This is a genomic window from Saccharothrix luteola (assembly GCF_020859565.1).
In the GTDB taxonomy this organism is placed as follows: domain Bacteria; phylum Actinomycetota; class Actinomycetes; order Mycobacteriales; family Pseudonocardiaceae; genus Actinosynnema; species Actinosynnema luteola.
In genome coordinates, this window is sequence record NZ_JAJHUO010000004.1 from 187241 (window position 1) to 208035 (window position 20795).

The following is a 20795-nucleotide window of genomic DNA, read 5'->3' on the forward strand; positions in this document are numbered from 1 at the left end:
ACGTGCTGCGCACCAGGGTGGCCATCCCGGTCGTCGCGCTCTACAACGCCTGGCAGGCCGAAGGTCTGCCGACGCTGCACAACGCGCTGCTGACCCAGGTCGACTTCGACGAGGACCAGCTCGCCGAGGGTGACGTCACGGTGCTGGCCGACCTCGCCCGTCGCGGTTGGGCCGAGCTGGAACGGCTCGGCCTGGCCCGCGGTCGGCAGGTGCACGCCGACCTCGGCCGGTCGCTGCGCCTGATCGCGGACGCGAGCGTCGAGTACTACGCGTTCTTCAACCAGGGCGACGACGATACCCGCACCGCGCTGGTGGCGCAGTCGGGTGACGAGGCGCTGCGCGTGGTGCTGCGGGCGGACAAGCACTTCGTGCTGGAGCCCGTCCGGGCCGAGGACGTGGTGCAGTCCCTGGTGTCCGCGCTGCCGGAGGCGAAGCCGGGACGCGGCGGCGTGCTCTCGCTGCCCGCCGACGCGCTGAACGACAAGCCGCGCCAACCGCGGCCGGACGAGGACGGCGGGTCGTTCCTGCAGGCCAGCCGGCCGACCGGCGCGCACGTGACCGAGGTGCAGCAGGTGCGCAAGCTGCTCGCCGAGCAACGCACCGGCGGCGGCCAGCTGTACGCCGCACGACGTGACCGCTTCGGGCGCAAGCAGCGGTGCGCGGCGCCGTTGACGTACTTCGACACGATCACCGGCCGCTACCTGTCGGCGAAGACGACCGGCGGCGACGGCACGCCGTGGATCACCGTGCAGCCGGCCGACTTCACCACCTTGCAGAACCGGTTGCGGCAGCTCAGCGCCGACGCAGCGCCTCGCGGTTGAGCTCGGCCGGGCTGCGGTGCCCGGACAGGCCGAGGGTCAGGTCGAAGTCGGCGAGCAGGCTGCGCAGCACGTGCCGCACGCCGACCTGACCGCCGTGCGCCAGGCCGTAGGCGAACGGACGGCCGACGAGCACCGCCTTCGCGCCGAGCGCCAGCGCCTTCACGATGTCCGAACCGCTGCGGATGCCGGAGTCGAACAGCACCTCGACCTGCTCGCCGACGGCGTCCGCGATCTCCGGCAGCACCTCCAGCGACCCGACCGCGCCGTCCACCTGCCGCCCGCCGTGGTTGGACACCACGATGCCGTCCACACCCGCGTCCACGGCCTTGCGCGCGTCGTCGGGGTGCTGGATGCCCTTGAGCACGATCGGCCCGTCCCAGTGCTCGCGCAGGAACGACAGCTGGTCCCACGACTTGTCGGTGCCGGTGAACAGCTGCACCCACCGCAGGATCGCCATCGGCAGGTCCTCTTCGGGTGACGCGGCGAGCCCGGCCCGGAACGCCGGGTCGGAGAACGGGATCGCCGTGCCGACGCCCCGCAGGAACGGCAGGTAGGACTGGTCGAGGTCGTGCGGTCGCCACGCGAGCGTCCACGTGTCGAGCGTGACGACCAGGACCCGGTACCCGGCCTTGCGCGCCCGGTCCAGGATGCTCGCGGCCACGTCCGGGTCGTTGGGCCAGTAGAGCTGGAACCAGCGCGCCGCGTCACCGGCGGCCTCGGCGACCTCCTCGATCGTGTGCGAGGCCGCGGTGGACAGCACGAACGGCACACCCAGCTCCGCCGCCGCACGCGCGGTCGCCAGTTCGCCGTCCGGGTGCAGGATCGACTGCACGCCGACCGGCGCCAGCAGCACCGGCGCGGGCAGGTCCGTGCCCAGCAACGACGTCCCGAGGTGCCGCTCGGTGGCGTTGGTGAGCATCCGCGGCACGATCCGCCAGTCGTCGAACGCCTCCCGGTTCGCCCGGGCCGTGGCCCCACCGCCGGCCGCACCCGCCACGTACCAGAACGGCCCCGGCCCGAGCCGTTCCCGGGCGGACGCCTCCAGCGCTTCGGGATCCGTGGTGAACGGCGGCACGTTCCCCGCCAGACCTTGGAGGTAGATCTCGTTCTGGTACGCGGCGAATCCGGTCATGAGGACACCTTGCTACACGAACAGGCGTTTCGGCAGCAGCCAGGTCAGCCGGTCCGAGCGCAGCACGGCCAGCGGACCCACCACGGCCAGCAGCAGGACGTAGCCCGCGACGAAGGGCGCGACGCGCGAGTCCAGGCCCGCCGCCACCGCCATCGCGGCCAGGACCAGGGAGAACTCGCCGCGCGTCAACACGGTCAGGCCGATGTCCACCGCCTGCTGCCGGTCGAACGAGTGCAGCTTCGCGGCGAACAGGCCGGCGCCCAGGTTCAGCACGATCGTCACCGCGACGGCCGCCAGGATCGGCAACGCCACGGTGCCCACGGCGCGGGGATCGATGCTCAGACCGAAGATGAAGAAGAACAGCGCGCCGAAGGCGTCCCGCAGCGGCAGCACCAGCTTGTGCACGCGGGGCGCGACGCCGGAACCGCCGAGCACCGCGCCGACCATGAACGCGCCGATCGCGTCGGACACCCCGAGCTCGTGCGCGACCGCCGCACCCGTCACCGCCACGCCGACGAAGCACACCACGAGCAGCTCGTCGTCCGCCGAACCGAACAGCCTGGTCACCACCCGGCCGCCCCAGCGCGCGATCGCCGCCAGCACCAGCAGGAACGCGAACGCCTTGCCGAAGCCCACCAGCGCGGACACCCCGGACGTGCCGCTGAGCACGGGCTGCAGCACGGCCAGGTACAGCGCGAGGAACACGTCCTCGATCACGATGATGCCCATCACCAGCCGTGACTCGGGGTTGCGCAACCGCCGTGCCTCGACCAGCAGTTTCGTCACGATCGCCGACGACGAGATGCCGATCGCGCCGGCGATCACCAGCGCCTCGCGCGTGCCCCACCCCAGCGCGAAGCCGAACGCGAGCCCGCCGCCGATGTTGAGCACCAGGTACCCCGCGCCCGCCAGCGCCAGCCGTCGACCGCCCGACACCAGGTCGTCCACCGAGAACTCGAGGCCGAGGTAGAACAGCAGGAACACCAGGCCGAGGCTGGACAGGACGGCCATCTCGCCGGGATCGTCCACAAGGGACAGACCGGGCGTGTGCGGCCCGAACAGGATGCCCGCCACCATGAACAGCGGGATCGTCGGCAGTCCGATCCGGACGCCGGCGCGCGCGATGACGCCCGCGGCGAGGAACGCCCCACCGACCGCCAGCAACGCGTGGCCGCTGCTCACCGGTCCTCCAGCACGATCGCCACCGGCGCCGCGGTCAACACGGTCGAGACCGTGCCGGCGACGAGCCCGATCAGCAGCGCGGTGGAGAAGTCGGCCAGCGAGCCGTCACCGAGCACCAGCAGCGCGGCCAGCACGAACAGCACGCCGATACCCGTGTTCACCGTCCGCGGCAGGGTTTGCAGCACCGCCGAGCTCATCACCTCCGGGAACGGCACCCGCGTCCGCCGCAGCTCGCGCACCCGGTCGAACACCACCACCGAGTCGTTCACCGAGTACCCGATCACGGTGAGCAGCGCGGCCAGGAACACGCCGTCGGCCGTCTTGCCCAGCCACGCGAACGCGCCGACCAGCACGACCACGTCCGTGACCAGCGCGACCACGGTGGCCACGCCGAGCCGCCAGTCGAACCGCACGGCCAGGTAGACCAGCTGCGCGGCCACCGCGATGGCCAGCGCGATCAGCGCGTTGCGCCGCAACTCCGAGCCGAGGCTGGGGCCGATCAGCTCGTTGCTGACCTGCTCCGCACCACCGGTCGCGCGGTCCACCGCCTCACCCACGCGCACGGCGGCGGCCGAGTCGATCGGCCCCGTGCGCACCGAGACGCCGTCCGAGCCCGAGCTCACCACGACCGCGTCACCGAACCCGGCGGAGGCCAACTCCGCCCGCACCCGACCGGTGTCCACCGAGGACGCCGTGAACTCCAGCATCCGACCGCCGGTGAACTCCACGCCCAGCTCCAGCCCGCGCAGGACCACCCCGCCGACGGCCGCCAGCAGCACGAGCCCGGCCGCGAGCAGCCACCGCCGGGGCCGCCGGAACAACGTGATCCCGCGCGAGGTCAGCCACGTCCGCACCCGCCCCAACGTGTGCAGCCCGCTCCACTCAGGCCGCCGTTGCAGCAACGGCATCACCAGCTGCAACAGCACCCGGCTCAGCACCAGGGCGCTGAACAACGACGCCAGCACACCGATCGACAACGTGACGCCGAACCCCTTCACCGGACCCGTGGCCAGCCAGAACAGCAGCCCGGCGGCCAGCAACGTGGTCACGTTCGAGTCCGCCACCGCGCTCAGCGCGCCGCGGAAGCCCTGGTCCACCGACCTCGGCAGGCGTTTGCGCCGCGCGTACTCCTCCCGCGACCGCTCGAACACCAGCACGTTCGCGTCCACCGCCATGCCGATGGCCAGCACGAACCCGGCCAACCCGGGCAACGTCAACGTCGCGCCGATCGCCAGCATCGCCGCGTACGCCAAGGCCGCGTAACCACCCAGCGCCAGCACGGCCACGAGCCCCGCCAGCCGGTACACGAACACCAGGAACAGCCCGGTCAACGCCACGCCGATGATCGCCGCACGGGCGCTGGCCTCGATCGCCTCCGCGCCGAGCGTCGGACCGACGGTCCGCTGCTCCACCACCTCCACCGGCACGGGCAGCGCGCCGGACCGGATCACCAGCGCCAGCTCCTCCGCCTCGGCCTGGCCGAACTGCCCGGTGATCGACGTGCTGCCGCCGATCATGCCCGTGCCGCACACCACCGACGGGTCGACCTGGGGCGCGGACACGACCGAACCGTCCAGCACGAACGCCACCCGCCGCTTCGGGTCGCCCGGCGGTGAGCACGCGGCCTCGGCGGTCACCCGCTGCCACGCCTGCGGCGCGTCGCCCTGGAAGTCGACGCCGACCAGGTAGCCGACGCCCTGCGGGTTGGGGGTGGCGCGGGCGTCCTCGATGCCCTCGCCGGTCATCACGACCTCGCCGAGGCCGACCGCGTCGCCCTCGGGCGTGGGCACGTCGCCGAGCCCGGTCACCGGCTGCACGCGCAGCTGGGCCGTGCGGCCGAGCACCTCGATGGCCTCGGTCGGGTCCTGCACGCCGGGCAGCTCCACCACGATGCGGTGGTCGCCGGACCGGGCCAGCACGGGTTCGGCCACGCCGAGCTCGTCGACCCGGCGGCGCAGCACCTCCATCGCCCGGTCGGTGGCGTCGGAGGTGGCCTCGGACGGGGTTTCGAGCACGATCTGGGTGCCGCCGCGCAGGTCGAGGCCGAGGCGCGGTTGGACGGTGAGCAGGGTGAACGCGGACGCGGCGAGCACGCCGAGGGCCAGCAGCCCACGGACGACAAGAGCTCGCCGCGCACTGGGGCGCGGCATGGCGAAGAGACCTCCGGATGAGGTGAACGGGTGGGTTCAGCTACCGGGGGACCGGGGCGGTGCGCGTTCGCCGAGCGGGGTCTGGCCGTTGCGCTCGGGGGTGCGGTGGGTCGGGTCGACGACCCGCACCCGCACCTGTGGCGCGGGAGTGACGTGCACGGCGGGCTGGACGCCGTCCAGCGGCTGGCCGACGTGCACCTGCACGGGGTGCGCGGCGTTCGTGCCGCGGGTGGCCGTGCCGGGGAGGTGGGCGGCGTCCACGGTGGACGAGACGGCGGCCACGGCGGCGGTCGTGCTCGGGCCGGGTCCGGACACGACGAAACCCGCGATCAACGCCAGGATCGCGAGCAGCGCGCGTCGGGTCATCGGCCTCCTTCCCGACGTCCAGGTTAGCGGCCTCCGGCGAGCACCACGACGGCTCCGCCGAGCAGGGCGCACAGCCACGCGATCACGAGCGGCTGCATCGTCGTGGCCCCTAGGAGGAGTGCCACCGCCCAGCCGGCGAGGACCACCGCGGCCAGGCCGAACATCGTCGTGACGAAGGCCACCTTGGGCCGGTGCAGCGGCAGTCGCAGCAACGCCCGCCGCACGCCGCCCCGGGCCTTCAGCAGCACCAGTCCCACGATCATCAGGCAACCCCCGACCAGCAGCCCGGTGAACCAGCCCAGCATCGGCGTCGGCTTCGGCATGCCGGCCAGCAGCAGCACGAGGCCGCCGGCGACGAGCAGCGCGGCGAGCCGGGACAGCGCGGGCCAGACCAGGACGTGCGCGGCGTGCAGGGCTTCACCGGACGGCGGCGGCACGGGCGCGCCGCCGCGCTTGCGCCGCACGGTGGCGAGGTTCGCGCGCACGTCGTCGTCGCCCGGGTCGAGGCGCAACGCGGTGCGGTAGGCGCGTTCGGCGGTGCCCCAGTCGCGCACGCGCAACGCGGAGTCGCCGAGCACCTGGAACGCGCGGGCCTCCGTCGGCGCGAGGTGCGCGGCCTCCCGCGCCACCTCCACGGCCTCGCGCTGCCCGTCGGGGCTGTCGGCCAGCACTTCGGCCAGCACCACCTGGCACCGCCAGTCGCCGGGCTTGCGGCGCACGCACTCGCGGGCCGCGACCACCGCTTCGGTGTGCCGGCCGAGTTCGCTCAACGCCAACGCGGTCAGCCGCTGCGCCCACGCCGGGTCGCCGTCGAGCACCAGGGCCCGCTTGGCGGCGCTCAGCGCCGGGTCGGGCTCGCCGGCGTCGAGGTAGGCGGCGGCCAGCCGGCACCACGCCTCACCGTGCAGCGGGTTGGCCGCGAGGGCCGGCTGGAGCAGGTCGATCGCCTGGCGCGGCAACCCGCGGGCGGTCAACTCGGCGGCACGCACCACGACCGCGGCGATCGGCTCCGACATGGTCCACATGGTCGCAGGCCGACGAGGCTTGCACTATCGGGTGACGGGCCGCCCCCTCGACCACGGCCCGTCACCCGATCTCCCCCTCAGGCGACGGCCAACTCGCGCACCACCCGGTGCGCGTCCTCCAACGAGGCGACCGCGAGTTCGCGGAACTGGGCCATGTGCGGCACGACGCCGGCCAACGTCAGCTCGGCGTGCACGAACTCCAGGTGCCGGTCCAAGCCCAGCATCCCGAACACCGCGCGCAGGTACGGCTCCTGGAAGTCGAACGAGTGCCGGGGCGTGCCGGGCGCGTAGGAGCCGCCCCGAGCGGTCACGACCACGATCCGCTTGCCGGTCAGCACGCCTTCGCCGGTCTGCTGGTCGGCCATCAGCTCCGGCACGATGATCCAGTCCAGCCACGCCTTGAGGCTCGACGGCAGGCCGAAGTTGTACATCGGCACGCCGAGCAGCACGGTGTCCGCCGCCTTCACCTCCGCGATCAGCCGCTGCTCCAACGGCCGGTCGCCGTCGGCCTGCCGGGTGGCCAGCGCCGCCGGGTCGACGTGCGGCAACGGGTCGGCGGCCAGGTCGCGGTAGGTGTACGCGCCGTCCGGGCGCGCGGCGCGCCACGCCTCCGCGAAAGCGCCGCTGACCTGGCGCGACACCGAACCCTCGAACCGCAGGCTGGTGTCGATGTGCAACAAGTGGGCCATAGTTCCCTCTCAAGAAGTTCTTGACTCGGAACATATGGGTAGGGGCGTTATGAGTCAAGATGTTCTCAGGCAAGAATATCTCACAGCCGGCGTATGATCCGGGCATGGACCTCGCCCCCAGCCACGGCTGCACCAGCCGTGCGGGCCTGAACTGGCTGCTGCACCGCGCGGCGCACAAACTGGGCACGGTCGCGCAGGAAGCGGCGGTGCGGCACGGCATCACCACCCGGGGGCAGATCGTCCTGACCGCGTTGGCCAGCGAGGAGTTCCAGCGCACCCAGCTCGCGCTCGGCCACGCGCTCGGCGTCGACAAGACCACGCTGACCGCGGAGCTGGACCGGCTGGAACGCGCGGGCCTGATCATGCGCAAGCCGGACCCGAACGACCGGCGCGTGCGCGTGCCGGTGATCACCGAGCAGGGCCGGGCCGTCCAGCGCGAGGTCGAGAAGCTGCACGTCCAGGTGGAGCGCGAGTTCACCGCCGAGCTCGCGCCGGACGAAGCCCGCGCCCTGCACGAGCTGCTGGAGCGCCTGATCGCGGCGGACCACGGGCCCGACAGCGGCTCCTGCCTGTGACCGCCTAGCCCACGCCTAGCCCAGCTCGCCTCCGCGCAGCCGCTCCGGCGTCACCTCGGCCCGCGCGTCGACCAGCAGCTGCAACGCCTCGCCGTCGTCCCACTGGTTGACGTTCATCGCCGCTTGCACCCTCCCGTCGCGCAGCCAGAACGCGATGAACTCGCGCGCGTCCACGTCACCGCGCACCACCAGCTCGTCGTGCTCGGCGTCGGCGAGCCCCCGGTACTCCATGCCCAGGTCGTACTGGTCGGTGAAGAAGTACGGCGACGCTTCGTACGGCTCGTCGCTCCCGAGGACCGTGCCGGCCACGTGCTCGCCCTGGCCCTTCGCGTTCGCCCAGTGCTCGACCCGGACGCGCCGCCCGTAGCGGGGGTGGTCGTGCGCGGCGATGTCACCGATGGCGAAGACGTCCGGCGCGGACGTGCGCAGCGCGGCGTCCACCGCCACCCCGCCGTCGGCCAACGCCAGGCCGGCGTCCCGCGCGAGCCCCAGGTCCGGCGCGGCGCCCACCGCGACCACCACCAGGTCTCCGGTCAGCGAACCGCCGTCGGCGAGCCGGACGCCGTGCTCGGTGAAGCCGTCCACGCCGACACCGAGCCGCCACCTCACGTCGTGCGCGGCGTGCAGGTCGCGGAACACCTCGCCCATCCGCGGCCCGAGCACGCGCCGCAACGGCAGGTCCACCGGGTCGACCACGGTCACGGAGGCGCCGTGCCGCCGGGCCGCGGCGGCGACCTCGCAGCCGATCCACCCCGCGCCGACGATGACCACCTCGCGGCCCTCGGTCAGCTCACTCCGCAACGCCAGCGAGTCCTCCACCGTGCGCAACGTCCGCAGACCCGGGAGCTCTCCACCCGGCACGGGCAACCGGCGCGGTGTCGAGCCGGTCGCCAGGATCAGCCGGTCGTACGAGTGCGACGCACCGGTGGAGTCCTCGACCACCCGCCCGCCGACGTCCACCCGGACGATCTCGACGCCGAGCCGCAGCTCGACCCCGCGGGTGTCGTAGAAATCGGGCTCGTGCACGAAGTCCGGCTCGTCGGCGTCGCCCAGCAGCACCTGCTTGGACAACGCCGGCAGCTCGTAGGGCCGGTGCCGTTCGCGGCCGAAGACGACGATGTCACCGGTGTAATCGCGCTCGCGCAACGCCCCGGCCGCCGCGGCGCCGGCCAGACCGGACCCGATTATCACGATCCGTTGCGGTTCAGCCATTTTCTCACCCCTTCAGGTGACTGCAATGACAGCCACATGCGACGCTAGCGACAGCTCGGCGCGGTTGCCCGGCGGAATGTTCCGTCATGGCGCCAACCCGCGTGCGTCTCATCACCACGAGCGCCCGGATTGGTCCGAGCACACCGTGTCGAGACACCTGGAGGTTGGGGGCCGTGAGCACAGGCAAGGAGTGGCAGATCTCCTGCCGCGACATCGCGTCACGTCGCCGTGACATGACCGTTTTCGTCAGCCAGGGCCACGTCGTGGTGACGGTGCCGCCGGGTGAGGCCGCGGTGCTGACGCCGTTGGAGGTGGGCCGCCTGCGCGCGGCCTTGCGTGACGCGGTGGTGAACGCGTCCGGCACGCCGGAAAACTGATCACAGGCGTTCCGATTTCACCCCGCACTCTTCCTACTCGCGGGTAGGTAGTGTCAGTATCGGGGTCGTGAGTACCTACTTCGTCACCGGCGCGACGGGCTTCATCGGCAGGCGCCTGGTCGCCGAGCTCCTGCGGCGACCGGACTGCGAACGGGTGTTCGCGCTGGTCAGACCGCATTCGGCGGACAAGTTGGACCGGCACGGCAAGCTGACGCCGGTGCTGGGCGACCTCGGCTCGCCGATCGACGCCGACCGGGTCGACCACGTCGTGCACCTGGCCGCCGTCTACGACTTCACCGCGTCCGCCGACGCCCACCACGCCGTCAACGTCGAGGGCACCCGGCGGGTCGTGGAGTACGCCGAGCGCACCAATTGCGGGCTGCTGCACCACGTGTCGTCCATCGCGGTCGCGGGCGACCACCGGGGCGCGTTCACCGAGGACGACTTCGACCTCGGCCAGCACCTGCCCTCGCCGTACCACGAGACCAAGCACGCGGCCGAGCGGATCGTCCGCGACCAGGGCACGCCGTGGCGCGTGTACCGGCCGGGCGCCGTGGTCGGGGACTCGCGCACGGGCGAGATCGACAAGGTCGACGGCCCGTACTACTTCTTCCCGGCGCTGGCCGCGCTCGCCCGCCTGCCGCGCCGGCTGCCGCTGGTCGCGCCGCACTTCGGAGCCACGAACCTGGTTCCGGTCGACTACGTGGTGGCGGCGCTGGACCGGTTGATCCACGCCGACGTGCCGTCCGGCAGCACGTTCCACCTCACCGCGCGCCGCTCACAGTCGCTGGACGAGGTCCACAACGCGCTGGCCGACGCCGCCGGCGCCCCGAAGGTCCGGTTCACGTGGCCGATGCCGCCGCCCGTCGCGCCGACGAGCGCGGTCGTCACCGGCGTGCTCACCGAACTGGGCATCCCGCCGCAGGTCGTGCCGCACCTCGCGGTGCACGCCGGGTTCGACTCGACCGCCACCCGCACGGTCACCGGCCTGGAACCGCCCGACTTCACCGCCTACGCGCCCGTGTTGTGGAAGTACTGGTCGGACCACCTGGACCCGCTGCGCGCCGCGCGGAAGCACGGCCTGGCCGGGCGGACCGTGCTGATCACCGGCGCGTCGTCGGGCATCGGCGCGGCCACCGCGCTCGCCGTGGCCCGGGAGGGAGCCGTGCCGCTGCTGGTCGCGCGCCGTGCCGAGGAGTTGGAGCAGGTCGCCGAGCGGATCCGCGCGGAGGGCGGCGCGGCGCACACCTACCCGTGCGACCTGACCGACGGGGAAGCCGTCGGCGCGCTGCTCAAGCAGGTCCTCGCCGAGCACGACGGCGTCGACGCGCTGGTCAACAACGCGGGCCGGTCGATCCGGCGCAGCGCGCACCTGTCCGTCGACCGGTTGCACGACTTCGAGCGCACCATGGCGTTGAACTACTTCGCGCCGCTGCGGCTGGTCCTCGGCCTGCTGCCGCACATGAGGGAACGGCGGTTCGGGCACATCGTGAACATCTCCAGCATGGGCGTGCAGCTCAACACCCCGCGCTTCTCCGCCTACCTGGCCTCGAAGAGCGCGCTGGACGCGTTCAGCCGGGTGGCGGCTAGCGAGACCGTCGCCGACGGTGTCACGTTCACGTCCGTGCGGATGCCGTTGGTGCGAACACCCATGATCGGGCCGACGAAGGTCTACGACGCGTTCCCGGCGGCGACGCCCGAACGCGCGGCGCGGTGGGTCGTCCGCGCGCTGGAGCGCCGTCCCGAGGAGGTCAACCTCCCGTCCGGGCTGCTGGCCGAACTCGCCCGCAAGGCCGCGCCGAAGCAGGTGCGGTCGCTGCTGCACCTGGGGTACCGGGCGATGCCCGAGAAGGGCACGCCGCCCACGCCGCCGCTGGCCGCCGTCGCCGCGGGCGTCACCCGCCTCGTCCTGCGGGCGACGCGGTGAACCGGGTCCTGGAAGCGCTGCGCGCGGTGGCGACGCTGGTGCGCGCCGGCGTCGTACGGCCGATGGGTCCCGGCAGGCTGCTCGGCGTCGTCGACGCCTACCTCCAGTGGGACATCACGGTGGCGTTCGGGTTCGCCACCGGCGCGGCGCGCCACCCCGACCGGCCGGCGATCGTCGACGACGCGGGCACGCTCACCTACGCCCAGGTCGACGAACGCACCACCCGGCTCGCGCACGGCCTGCACGACCTCGGCGTGCGGTCGGGCTCGAAGGTCGCGGTGCTGTGCCGCAACCACCGCGGTTTCGTGGAGACCGTGGCCGCGTGCGTGAAGCTCGGCGCGCACACCGTGCTGATCAACACCGGGTTGAGCGCGGCCCAGGTCGCCGTGGTGCTGCGCGAGCAGGACGTGTCCGTGGTCGTCGCCGACACCGAGTTCCGCGGCCTGCTGGCCAACGCGCCGCGCAAGGTCCGCCGGGTGATGGCGTGGGTCGAGGGCGTCACCAGGAGCCGGACGCTGGAGCAGCTGATCGCGGGCTCACCCGCCACGCCGCTGCCCAGGCGCCCGCCGCGCGGCCGGATGATCGTGCTGACCTCGGGCACCACGGGCGCGCCGAAGGGCGCCAGGCGGCCGGAGCCGGCGAGCCTCGCGCCCGCCGCCGCGTTGTTGTCCCGCATCCCGTTCAGGGCGGGCGACCGGTTCTCCGTGCCCGCGCCGCTGTTCCACACCTGGGGCCTGGCCGCGTTCCAGATCGGGCTGGTGCTCGGCGCGACGTTCGTGCTGCGCCGCAGGTTCGACCCGGCGCTCGTGCTCGCCGACGCGCGCAAGCACGGCAGCGACGCTCTGTTCACCGTTCCCGTGATGCTGCAACGCATCCTGGAGCTGACCGGGCGCCCGCACCTGCCGAAGCTGCGGGTGATCGCGTCCAGCGGCTCGGCGCTGCCGCCACCGGTGGCCCGGCGGTGCCTGGAGGAGTTCGGCCCGGTGCTCTACAACCTCTACGGCTCCACCGAGGTGTCGTGGGTGACCATCGCCCGGCCCGACGAGCTGGCCCGGCGCCCGGACACGGCGGGCCTGCCGCCGCGCGGCACCCGGCTGGCGATCCTGGACGACGCGGGCGACCCGGTGCCCGTCGGCACGACCGGCCGCATCTTCGTGGCCAACGACATGCTGTTCGACGGCTACACCAACGGCGCGGGCAAGGAGGTCCGCGACGGCCTCATGTCGACCGGCGACGTCGGCTACCGCGACCGGGACGGCCTGCTGTTCGTCGCCGGGCGTGACGACGAGATGATCATCTCCGGCGGCGAGAACGTGTACCCGCGCGAGGTCGAGGACCTGCTGGCGGGCCTGGCCGGGGTGCGCGAGGTCGCCGTGGTCGGCGTGCCGGACGAGCAGTTCGGCCAACGGCTCGCCGCGTACGTCGTGCCCGAGGAGCCGGGTGGGCTGGACGAGGACGCGGTGCTGGACCACGTGCGCGGCAACCTGGCCAGGTTCTCGGTGCCGAGGGAGGTGGTCTTCCTCGACTCCCTGCCGCGCAATGAGACGGGAAAGGTGCTGAAGCGCGAGTTGGGGTGAGTACCCTCTCCAGCGGGGGCAGACTGATGACGATTCCCGTCCAGCGGGCAGCCGATCCGCGCGAGGCCGCGGTGTCCAACCTGCGCGAGGCGCGGATGGCGCTGGACGAGGGCCGCCCCGGCGACGCGCTGGAGTCCGCCGAGAAGGCGGTGGCCGCGTTCTCGTGGCTGGACGACGCCGAGGGCGTGGCGCACAGCGTGCTGGCCCAGTCCGTGGCGCTCGGCAAGCGCGGGCTGCTGCCGGGTGCGCTGGACACCATCGACCGGGTGCAGGCCATCGCGGCGGCCAACCGGCACGTCGGGCTCCAGGCGTGGTGCAGCTTCTCGCAGGCCGTGGTGGAGCTGCGGCTGGACTCGCGGGAGCGGTCGCTGCACTCGCTGGCCCGCGCCCTCGGCCTGGCCGAGCTGACCAAGGACGTCGAGCTGATCGGCTCGATCCTGTACGAGCAGGCCAACGTGCTGCGCACGCAGTACCACGAGCACTGCATGGTGCGCACGGCGGCGAGCCGGTGCAGCCCGGACGGCGAGCCGTGCACGCGCAAGCTGCGGCGCGCGGAGGCGCTGTGCGCGCAGGCCCGTGACCGGTGGAAGCACCTCGACCAGCCGTTGCGGATGGCGAGGCTGAACCTGCTGCTCACGCACGTGCGGCTGGACCTGGGCGACGTGGAGCGGGCGCTGCGCTCGTGCCAGCGGGCCGACCGGCTGCTGACCGGGCAGGACCGGCCCGTGCTGCGGGCCGAGCTGCTGATGGCGCGGGCCCGGATCAGCGGCGCGCGGGAGCGGCACGACGACCAGGTGCGGCTGCTCACCCGTGCGGCGGAACTGGCGATGGGCGTGCTGGCACGGGAAGTCGCGGTGCGGGCGCACGGCGCGCTGAGCGTGGCCCACGAACGGGCCGGGAAGTTTGACTCGGCGTTGCGACACGCCCGGTCTCAATTGGAGCAGTACCGGCTGTGGGAGCTCCAGGAAGGCCGAGACCTGCTGCGGATGCGGGAGCACGACCTGTCCGCCCGCCTGGTCGACCAGCTGGCCGAGCGCACGTTCGGGCTGCGCCGCGAGCATCGGGCGGCGCCGGACCCGCTGCGCAGCTCGGCCACCGCCGAGCAGGACAACCGGCGGATCGCGCGGGCGCTGCGGTCCGGGCTGACCAAGCGCGGCATCGAGGTGCTGCGGCGCGTCGCGGCCGGTGAGAGCACCGCGGACATCGCGGCCGAGCTGTCGTTGTCGCCGAAGACCGTGCAGAACCACCTCCAGCGGATCTACCGGACGATCGGCGTGCGCGACCGGGCGGGCGCCGCGGTCTGGTGGGTGGACCTGGACGAGGAGGCGCGGACCAGACCGCTGCTCGACTGAGTCACTTCCGGGTTTCCGGCTCGTTACCCGTAATGGTGGGATGTCCCCGACGATCGGGGCTACCGCTCCGGGGGTATTGCCCAACGGGCAGGGGCAGAAGTGGGTGATGACCGTGACGACCCGCCTGTGCCATGCTCCGCTTGGACGCCTCCGGGCGCTGTCCGCGGATCTGGTCCGGCTCCCCCTGCCGACAAAGCCGCTACGATCGAACGGAGTTCGACGATGGTTGTGCACTCCCTGCACAAGATCATGGCTGCGCTCGCCGTCTGCGCCGGTCTCGCGGTCGTCGTGGGTGTGCCCGCCGCCGTGGCCGTCCAGGGCGAGAGCGCCACGGCCAGGGTGTTCCAGGCGCCCTACGCACCGCAGCCGTAACCGATCGGCCCCGAGGCCGGGTTCGCGCGCACGCGGGCTCGGCCTTGAGGCACAGTGGACGGCGTGAGCAGCGAAGTGTTGCGCCTGCGTGCGCCGCGGCACCAGGTGAGCCGCAAGTCGATCACCCTCTGGACCCTGCACGCGCTGATCGGCTGGGCGGTGCTGCTGGTGCCGCAACTCGTCGTGCTGATCTTCACCACGTCGCCGTGGCAGGTGACCGCCGCGATCGCGACCCTCGTGCTCGGCACTGCGCACACGCTGGTGATGCCGCGCTGGCGGTACCGCGTGCACCGCTGGGAGGCCACCCCGGACGCGGTGTACACGCTGGCCGGCTGGCTGAACCAGGAGTGGCGCATCGCGCCGGTCTCGCGCATCCAGACCGTGGACACCAAGCGCGGTCCCCTGCAACAGCTCCTCGGGCTCTCCACGGTCACCGTGACCACCGCCTCGGCCGCCGGCCCCGTGCTCATCGAGGGCCTCGACCACGACGACGCGGTGCGGTTGGCCGACGAGCTGACCACGACCACCCAGGCCACGCCGGGTGATGCCACGTGACCACGGACCTGCCCGCCGCGCCCGAGTACGCCGAGCCGGTGGTGGACTGGCACCGGCTGGACGTGCGGATGCTCGTCGTCCGCCCGCTGAACGAGCTGCTCGGCCTGGTGCCGCTGTTCGTCGGCCTGATCGTGCTCGGCAAGGGCGAGACGTGGCGGATCCTGGTCAGCGTCGGCGTGATCGCGGCGATCGTGCTGTTCGGCCTGCTGCGCTGGATCACCACCCGGTACCGGATCACCACCGAGCAGGTCGAGCTGCACACCGGGCTGCTCGTGCGCAAGCGCCTGGCGGTGCCGCGCGACCGGATCCGCACGGTCGACCTGACCGCGAAGCTCGGGCACCGGCTGTTCGGGCTGTCCGCGATCCGGGTCGGCACCGGGCAGCGCGACCAGCCCGGTGAGGACGGCCTGACGCTGGACGCGGTGTCGTCCGCCGAGGCGGAACGGCTGCGCGTGCTGCTGCTCACGATCGCCAAGGCGGAAACCCCCGCCGTCGCGGAGGAAGCGCGGCCGGGCGTCGTGCTGTCCGAATGGGACAACCGGTGGCTGCGCTACGCGCCGTTGACGTTGTCCGGCCTGGTGGCCGCGGGCGCGCTGTTCGGGTTCGTGATGAACTTCGCGCGGGAGCTGGACATCGAGGTGTTCGAGCCGATGAGCGAGGCCGCGCACTGGGTGGTGGAACAGCCGCTCGGGTTGACCATCGCGGTGTTCGCGGGCGTCGTGCTGCTGGTGGCCACGTTCGGCTCGGTGCTGGTGTACGTGGTGCAGTTCTGGGGCTACCGGCTGACGCGCGAGCCGGACGACACGGTGCGCGTGCGCCGCGGCCTGCTCACCACCCGTTCGGTTTCCGTTGCGGAGCAACGACTTCGCGGCGTCGAGCTGGTCGAACCGCTGCTGCTGCGCGCCGGGCGGGGCGCCCACGCCAAGACCGTGACGACCGGTCTGGGCCGCAAGGGCGAGAGCAACCTGCTGCTGCCGCCCGCGCCGGTCGCCGAGGCTCACCGCGTGTCCGCGGAGGTGCTGCGGCCGACGACGGGCAACGCCGCTGAACACGCCGCCACCGCCGACCGGGCCGGGGCGTCGCCGACGCGGACGCCGTTGCGCAGGCACCCGGTGGCCGCCCTGCGCCGCCGGATGGTGCGCGCCGTCGTGCCGTTGCTGGTGCCGGCGGCCGTCCTGGCGTGGTTCGCGCCGAGCTGGACGTGGCAGGTCGTGCTGGCCCTGGTGCCCTTCTCCGCCGCCCTGGGCTGGGACCGCTACCGCTCGCTCGGCCACGCCCTGACCGACCGCCACCTCCTCGCCCGCGCGGGCTCCGCGGTCCGCGAAACCGTTGCCCTGCAACGCACCGGCATCATCGGCTGGCGCATCTCCCGCTCGTTCTTCCAACGCCGCGCGGGCCTGGTCACGATCACCGCCACCACCGCGGCGGGCAACGGCGCGTACCACGTGGTCGACGTGGCCGAGGCCGACGGCCTGGCGCTCGCCGACGCGGCCGTGCCGGACCTGCTGCGCCCGTTCCTGGAGCTACCCGACTGAGCGGAACGTGGTGCGGTAGGCGCTGGGCGACACGCCGAGCGTCGCGCCCATCTGCTGCCGCAGCGCCGCGCCCGTGCCGAAGCCCGCGTGCCGGGCCACCTGGTCGATCGCCAGGTCGGTGGTCTCCAGCAGGTGCCGGGCCCGTTCGACGCGCTGCTGCGTGATCCACTTGCCGGGGCTCACGCCGGTCTCCTCGCGGAACCGGCGGGTGAACGTGCGGACGCTCATCCGGGCGTGCGCGGCCAGCGCGCGCAGGTCCAGCGGCTCGTGCAGGTGCGCCACGGCCCACGCGCGGGCCGGTGCGGTGGACGTGTCGGCCCGGTCCGGGATCGGGCGGACGATGAACTGCGACTGCCCGCCCGGACGCCACGGCGGCACGACGCACCGGCGCGCGGCCGTGTTCGCGACGTCGCTGCCGTGGTCGTGCCGCACGACGTGCAGGCACAGGTCGACGCCCGCGGCGACGCCCGCCGAGGTCAGCACGTCGCCCTCGTCCACGAACAGCACGTCCGGGTCGAGGTCGACGTTCGGGAACAGGCGGCGGAAGTTGTCCGCGTGCGCCCAGTGGGTGGTGGCCTTGCGCCCGTCCAGCAGCCCGGCCGCGGCCAGCACGAACGCGCCCGTGCAGATCGACATCACCCGGGCGCCCCGGTCGGCCGCCGCGAGCAGGGCGTCGCGCACCGGCTCCTCCAGCGTGCCTTCCTCCAGCACCCGCGCCCCGTAGTGCACGCCGGCCACGATCACCGTGTCCGCCTCCGCCACCAGCTCCAAGCCGTGGTCGGGGGTGATGGCGAACCCGGCCGAGCTGCGCACCGGACGTCCGCCCGGCGTGCAGACCCGCACCCGGTAGTACCGCTGACCGTGCTCGTCGCGGGCGGCGTTGAGGACCTGCGTCGGCGTGCCGAGGTCGAACGTCACCACCTCGTCCAGCGCGAGCACGGCGACCAGGTGACGGCTGTCCATGGCCGGATTTTTGCACATGATGGCCATCCAGCCACTTTCCGGAACCGGGTCGCATCGTTGAGGCTTCCTCACGTGATTCGCAGCAGGCAGAACTGGGCATGGGTGGTCGCCGGCGTCGCCTTCATCGCACTCGTCGGCGCCGCGGCGTTCCGGGCCACCCCGGGCGCGTTGATCGAACCGCTGCAACGCGAGTTCGGCTGGTCCACGGCCACGATCGGCTTCGCCGTGTCGGTGAACCTCATGCTGTTCGGGCTGACCGCGCCGTTCGCCGCCGCGCTGATGGAGCGACTCGGCGTGCGCAAGGTCGTGGCCTCGGCGTTGACGCTGGTCGCCGTGGGCAGCGGGTTGACCGTGTTCATGACCACGGCCTGGCAGCTGGTGCTGTTCTGGGGCGTCCTGGTCGGCCTGGGCACCGGTTCGATGGCGCTGGCGTTCGTGGCGACCATCACCGGCCGCTGGTTCGTCAAGCACCGCGGCCTGGTCACCGGCATCCTGACCGCGGGCGGCGCGACGGGGCAGCTGGTGTTCCTGCCGGTGGTGGCGGCGTTGTCGGAGTCCTCCGGGTGGCGCTCCGCGTCCATCGTGGTGTCGGTCGCGGCCCTCGCGGTGGTGCCGCTGGCGCTGCTGTTCCTCCGCGACCACCCCGCCGACGTGGGTGTCCCGCCCTACGGCGGCGACGAGATCGTGCCCGTGCCGCCGTCGACGGGCGGTTCGGCCCGGCGTGCCATCAGCGCGCTGACCAGCGCCGCGCGCACCGGACCGTTCTGGTTCCTGGCGGCGGGCTTCGCGATCTGCGGCGCGACCACGAACGGCCTGGTCGGCACCCACTTCATCCCCGCCGCGCACGACCACGGCATGCCCACCACCACCGCCGCGGGCCTGCTCGCCCTGGTCGGGATCTTCGACATCGCCGGCACGGTCCTGTCGGGCTGGCTCACCGACCGCGTCGACTCGCGGATCCTGCTCGCCGTGTACTACGCGCTGCGCGGCGCGTCGCTGCTCGTCCTGCCGCAGCTGTTCCACGACTCGGTGCACCCGTCGATGCTCGTGTTCATCATCTTCTACGGCCTGGACTGGGTCGCCACCGTCCCGCCGACGGTCGCGCTGTGCCGCCAGGTGTTCGGCCTGTCCGCCCCAGTGGTCTTCGGCTGGGTCTTCGCCTCGCACCAGATCGGCGCGGCGATCGCCGCCACCGCCGCCGGTCTCACCCGCGACCACTTCGGCGACTACGCGCCGGCCTGGTACGTCGCCGGCCTGCTCAGCATCGGCGCCGCGTTCCTGTCCATGAAGGTCAAGCGCTCACCGGCGCTTGCGGGAGGTCCCGAAGAGCCCACGGGTGATCTCGCGGCCGAGCGCGCTCGCGGCTGAACGCAGGAACGACTTCACCGCCGAGTTGCCGAGCACCTGCGACACCACGCCCGGCTCCTCACGCGGCTCTTCGCGCTCGGCCCGGCGTTCGGGCTCGCGAGGTGGCGGCCCCCCCCCCCCCGGCGGGGGGGGCCCCCCCCCCCCGCCCCGCGCCCCCCCCCCCCCCCCGGGGGGGGGGGGGCCCGGCGGGGGGGGGGGGGGGGGGGGGGGGCCCCCCCCCCCGGGGGGGGGGGCGCCGCCACCTTCGCCGTCAGCTTCTCGTACGCCGACTCGCGGTCGATCGTCCCGGCGTACTTGCCGTGCAGCTCTGACGCCTCCGCGGCCTGCTTGATCGCGTCCGACCCGATCGTGTCCATCAAGGACCGCGGCGCGCGCAGCCTCGTCCACGCGACCGGCGTCGGCGCGCCCTTCTCGCTCAGCACCGTCACCACCGCCTCGCCGGTCCCCAACGACCTCAACGCCTCATCCAGCTCGTAGTGCGGCGTCGTCGGGTACGTCTTCACCGTCTTCGCCAACGCCGCCTGGTCCTCCGGCGTGAACGCCCGCAACGCGTGCTGCACCCGTGCGCCCAACTGCGACAGCACCGCGTTCGGCACGTCGGTCGGCAGCTGCGTGCAGAAGAACACACCCACGCCCTTGGACCGGATCAGCTTCACCGTCTGCGTGATCCGCTCCAGGAACGCCTTGGACGCGTCGGCGAACAGCAGGTGCGCCTCGTCGAAGAAGAACACCAGCTTCGGCTTGTCCAGGTCGCCCTCCTCGGGCAGCACCTCGAACAGCTCCGCCAGCAGCCACATCAGGAACGTCGAGAACAACGCGGGCCTGGCCTGCAACTCCGCCAGCTCCAGCAGCGACACCACACCTCGGCCGTCGACCAGCCGCATCAGGTCGCGCGGGTCGAGCTCCGGCTCGCCGAAGAACGTGTCACCGCCCTGCGCCTCCAGGTTCACCAGCGAGCGCAGGATCACACCGGCCGTCGCCGACGACACACCGCCGAGGCCCTTCAGGTCCGCCTTGCCCTCCTCGGACGTGAGGTGCCCGATCACCGACCGCAGGTCCTTGATGTCCAGCAGCGGCAGCCCGCGCGAGTCGGCCCAGTGGAAGATCAGCCCGAGCGTGGACTCCTGGGTGTCGTTGAGCCCGAGCACCTTGGCCAGCAGGATCGGCCCGAAGCTGGTGACGGTCGCCCGCACCGGCACGGCCACGCCACCCGTGCCCAGCGACAGGAACTGCACCGGGCACGCCTCTGGCTGCCAGTCGTCACCCGTCTGGGTGGCACGCTCGGTGACCCGCTCACCGCCCTCCCCCGGCCGTGACAACCCCGACAGGTCGCCCTTCACGTCCGCCACCACCACCGGCACGCCCGCCGCCGACAACTGCTCCGCGATCAGCTGCAACGTCTTCGTCTTGCCGGTGCCGGTGGCGCCCGCGACCAGCCCGTGCCGGTTCAGCGTGGCCAGCGGGAGCCGCACGCGCGCGGTCGGCTCCACCGTGCCGTCCACGAGGACCGCACCGAGTTCGATGGCCGCGCCCTCGGAGGCGTAACCGGCAGCGATGTCGCTCTGGGCCGTCATCGCCCCGAGCGTAATGAGATTGGAAGGGCCCGCCACCCGAAGC

General features: G+C 72.9%; 18 protein-coding genes and 1 pseudogene. 10 read left to right on the top strand and 9 right to left on the bottom strand.

Annotated features, from left to right (window positions below; genetic code table 11):
• Positions 1-2: 2 nt before the first annotated feature.
• Positions 3-821: an ESX secretion-associated protein EspG gene (locus tag LNK82_RS06305; protein WP_230565984.1), complete on the top strand. Its 819-nt coding sequence runs from the start codon at positions 3-5 to the stop codon at positions 819-821.
• Here LNK82_RS06305 and LNK82_RS06310 read toward each other — a convergent pair.
• The 6 genes from LNK82_RS06310 to LNK82_RS06335 all read right to left on the bottom strand — a co-directional run bounded on the left by LNK82_RS06310 (position 793) and on the right by LNK82_RS06335 (position 7365).
• Positions 793-1953: a lactate 2-monooxygenase gene (locus LNK82_RS06310; RefSeq protein WP_230565985.1), complete on the bottom strand. Its 1161-nt coding sequence runs from the start codon at positions 1951-1953 to the stop codon at positions 793-795. The genes LNK82_RS06305 and LNK82_RS06310 overlap by 29 nt on opposite strands.
• A gap of 12 nt (positions 1954-1965) precedes the next feature.
• The gene (locus tag LNK82_RS06315; protein ID WP_230565986.1) at positions 1966-3135 is read right to left on the bottom strand and encodes a cation:proton antiporter; all 1170 of its coding nucleotides are present in this window, start codon (positions 3133-3135) and stop codon (positions 1966-1968) included.
• Entirely contained in the window at positions 3132-5285 is a 2154-nt protein-coding gene (gene secD, locus LNK82_RS06320) for a protein translocase subunit SecD (RefSeq protein WP_230565987.1), read from the bottom strand. Before secD ends, LNK82_RS06315 begins: the two co-directional genes overlap by 4 nt.
• A gap of 36 nt (positions 5286-5321) precedes the next feature.
• Positions 5322-5651 (bottom strand): hypothetical protein, encoded by a 330-nt coding sequence (locus LNK82_RS06325; RefSeq protein ID WP_230565988.1) that lies wholly within the window; start codon positions 5649-5651, stop codon positions 5322-5324.
• A 23-nt stretch (positions 5652-5674) separates the two neighbouring features.
• Positions 5675-6667 carry a tetratricopeptide repeat protein gene (locus tag LNK82_RS06330; RefSeq protein WP_230565989.1) on the bottom strand — a complete coding sequence of 331 codons (993 nt, stop codon included), beginning with the start codon at positions 6665-6667 and terminating at the stop codon, positions 5675-5677.
• A gap of 86 nt (positions 6668-6753) precedes the next feature.
• Positions 6754-7365: an FMN-dependent NADH-azoreductase gene (locus tag LNK82_RS06335; RefSeq protein ID WP_230565990.1), complete on the bottom strand. Its 612-nt coding sequence runs from the start codon at positions 7363-7365 to the stop codon at positions 6754-6756.
• A 104-nt stretch (positions 7366-7469) separates the two neighbouring features.
• Here LNK82_RS06335 and LNK82_RS06340 point away from each other — a divergent pair, with 104 nt between their 5' ends.
• On the top strand, positions 7470-7940 hold the full coding sequence (locus LNK82_RS06340) for a MarR family winged helix-turn-helix transcriptional regulator (protein WP_230565991.1): 471 nt from the start codon (positions 7470-7472) through the stop codon (positions 7938-7940).
• A 15-nt stretch (positions 7941-7955) separates the two neighbouring features.
• Here the strand turns inward: LNK82_RS06340 and LNK82_RS06345 are convergent, their stop codons facing one another.
• A complete protein-coding gene (locus LNK82_RS06345) occupies positions 7956-9152 on the bottom strand; it encodes an NAD(P)/FAD-dependent oxidoreductase (protein WP_230565992.1) in 1197 nt (398 codons plus the stop codon).
• A 173-nt stretch (positions 9153-9325) separates the two neighbouring features.
• Between LNK82_RS06345 and LNK82_RS06350 the strand changes: the two genes are divergently transcribed.
• The 7 genes from LNK82_RS06350 (at position 9326) to LNK82_RS06380 (ending at position 16847) form a co-directional block, all read left to right on the top strand.
• Entirely contained in the window at positions 9326-9529 is a 204-nt protein-coding gene (locus tag LNK82_RS06350) for a hypothetical protein (RefSeq protein ID WP_053722955.1), read from the top strand.
• Positions 9530-9596: 67 nt separating this feature from the next.
• A complete protein-coding gene (locus LNK82_RS06355; RefSeq protein WP_230565993.1) occupies positions 9597-11456 on the top strand; it encodes an SDR family oxidoreductase in 1860 nt (619 codons plus the stop codon).
• Positions 11453-13033, top strand: coding sequence for an AMP-binding protein (locus LNK82_RS06360; RefSeq protein WP_230565994.1), 1581 nt, complete (start codon positions 11453-11455; stop codon positions 13031-13033). The genes LNK82_RS06355 and LNK82_RS06360 overlap by 4 nt, the downstream gene beginning before the upstream one ends.
• Positions 13034-13059: 26 nt before the next feature.
• Positions 13060-14385, top strand: a complete 1326-nt coding sequence (locus tag LNK82_RS06365) for a helix-turn-helix transcriptional regulator (protein ID WP_230565995.1) — start codon at positions 13060-13062, stop codon at positions 14383-14385.
• A 222-nt stretch (positions 14386-14607) separates the two neighbouring features.
• Positions 14608-14757 (top strand): hypothetical protein, encoded by a 150-nt coding sequence (locus tag LNK82_RS06370; RefSeq protein WP_230565996.1) that lies wholly within the window; start codon positions 14608-14610, stop codon positions 14755-14757.
• Positions 14758-14820: 63 nt separating this feature from the next.
• Entirely contained in the window at positions 14821-15312 is a 492-nt protein-coding gene (locus LNK82_RS06375) for a PH domain-containing protein (RefSeq protein WP_230565997.1), read from the top strand.
• The gene (locus tag LNK82_RS06380) at positions 15309-16847 is read left to right on the top strand and encodes a PH domain-containing protein (RefSeq protein WP_308257169.1); all 1539 of its coding nucleotides are present in this window, start codon (positions 15309-15311) and stop codon (positions 16845-16847) included. Before LNK82_RS06375 ends, LNK82_RS06380 begins: the two co-directional genes overlap by 4 nt.
• Here the strand turns inward: LNK82_RS06380 and LNK82_RS06385 are convergent.
• Positions 16836-17810: a GlxA family transcriptional regulator gene (locus tag LNK82_RS06385; protein ID WP_230565998.1), complete on the bottom strand. Its 975-nt coding sequence runs from the start codon at positions 17808-17810 to the stop codon at positions 16836-16838. The two genes, LNK82_RS06380 and LNK82_RS06385, sit on opposite strands and share 12 nt — an antisense overlap.
• A gap of 72 nt (positions 17811-17882) precedes the next feature.
• Here LNK82_RS06385 and LNK82_RS06390 point away from each other — a divergent pair, with 72 nt between their 5' ends.
• Positions 17883-19178, top strand: a complete 1296-nt coding sequence (locus tag LNK82_RS06390; protein ID WP_230565999.1) for an MFS transporter — start codon at positions 17883-17885, stop codon at positions 19176-19178.
• On the opposite strand, the pseudogene LNK82_RS06395 reads toward LNK82_RS06390, so the two are convergent.
• A pseudogene (locus tag LNK82_RS06395) lies at positions 19110-20752 on the bottom strand (helicase HerA-like domain-containing protein). The gene LNK82_RS06390 and the pseudogene LNK82_RS06395 sit on opposite strands and share 69 nt — an antisense overlap.
• Positions 20753-20795 lie beyond the last annotated feature (43 nt).

What these genes read in the sequence shown, in the direction of transcription:
- LNK82_RS06310 (WP_230565985.1), bottom strand. Translation starts at nt 1,953, where the DNA reads ATGACCGGATTCGCCGCGTACCAGAACGAGATCTACCTCCAAGGTCTG.
- secD (WP_230565987.1), bottom strand. Translation starts at nt 5,285, where the DNA reads ATGCCGCGCCCCAGTGCGCGGCGAGCTCTTGTCGTCCGTGGGCTGCTG.
- LNK82_RS06325 (WP_230565988.1), bottom strand. Translation starts at nt 5,651, where the DNA reads ATGACCCGACGCGCGCTGCTCGCGATCCTGGCGTTGATCGCGGGTTTC.
- LNK82_RS06330 (WP_230565989.1), bottom strand. Translation starts at nt 6,667, where the DNA reads ATGTCGGAGCCGATCGCCGCGGTCGTGGTGCGTGCCGCCGAGTTGACC.
- LNK82_RS06335 (WP_230565990.1), bottom strand. Translation starts at nt 7,365, where the DNA reads ATGGCCCACTTGTTGCACATCGACACCAGCCTGCGGTTCGAGGGTTCG.
- LNK82_RS06340 (WP_230565991.1), top strand. Translation starts at nt 7,470, where the DNA reads ATGGACCTCGCCCCCAGCCACGGCTGCACCAGCCGTGCGGGCCTGAAC.
- LNK82_RS06345 (WP_230565992.1), bottom strand. Translation starts at nt 9,152, where the DNA reads ATGGCTGAACCGCAACGGATCGTGATAATCGGGTCCGGTCTGGCCGGC.
- LNK82_RS06365 (WP_230565995.1), top strand. Translation starts at nt 13,060, where the DNA reads ATGACGATTCCCGTCCAGCGGGCAGCCGATCCGCGCGAGGCCGCGGTG.
- LNK82_RS06370 (WP_230565996.1), top strand. Translation starts at nt 14,608, where the DNA reads ATGGTTGTGCACTCCCTGCACAAGATCATGGCTGCGCTCGCCGTCTGC.
- LNK82_RS06385 (WP_230565998.1), bottom strand. Translation starts at nt 17,810, where the DNA reads ATGGACAGCCGTCACCTGGTCGCCGTGCTCGCGCTGGACGAGGTGGTG.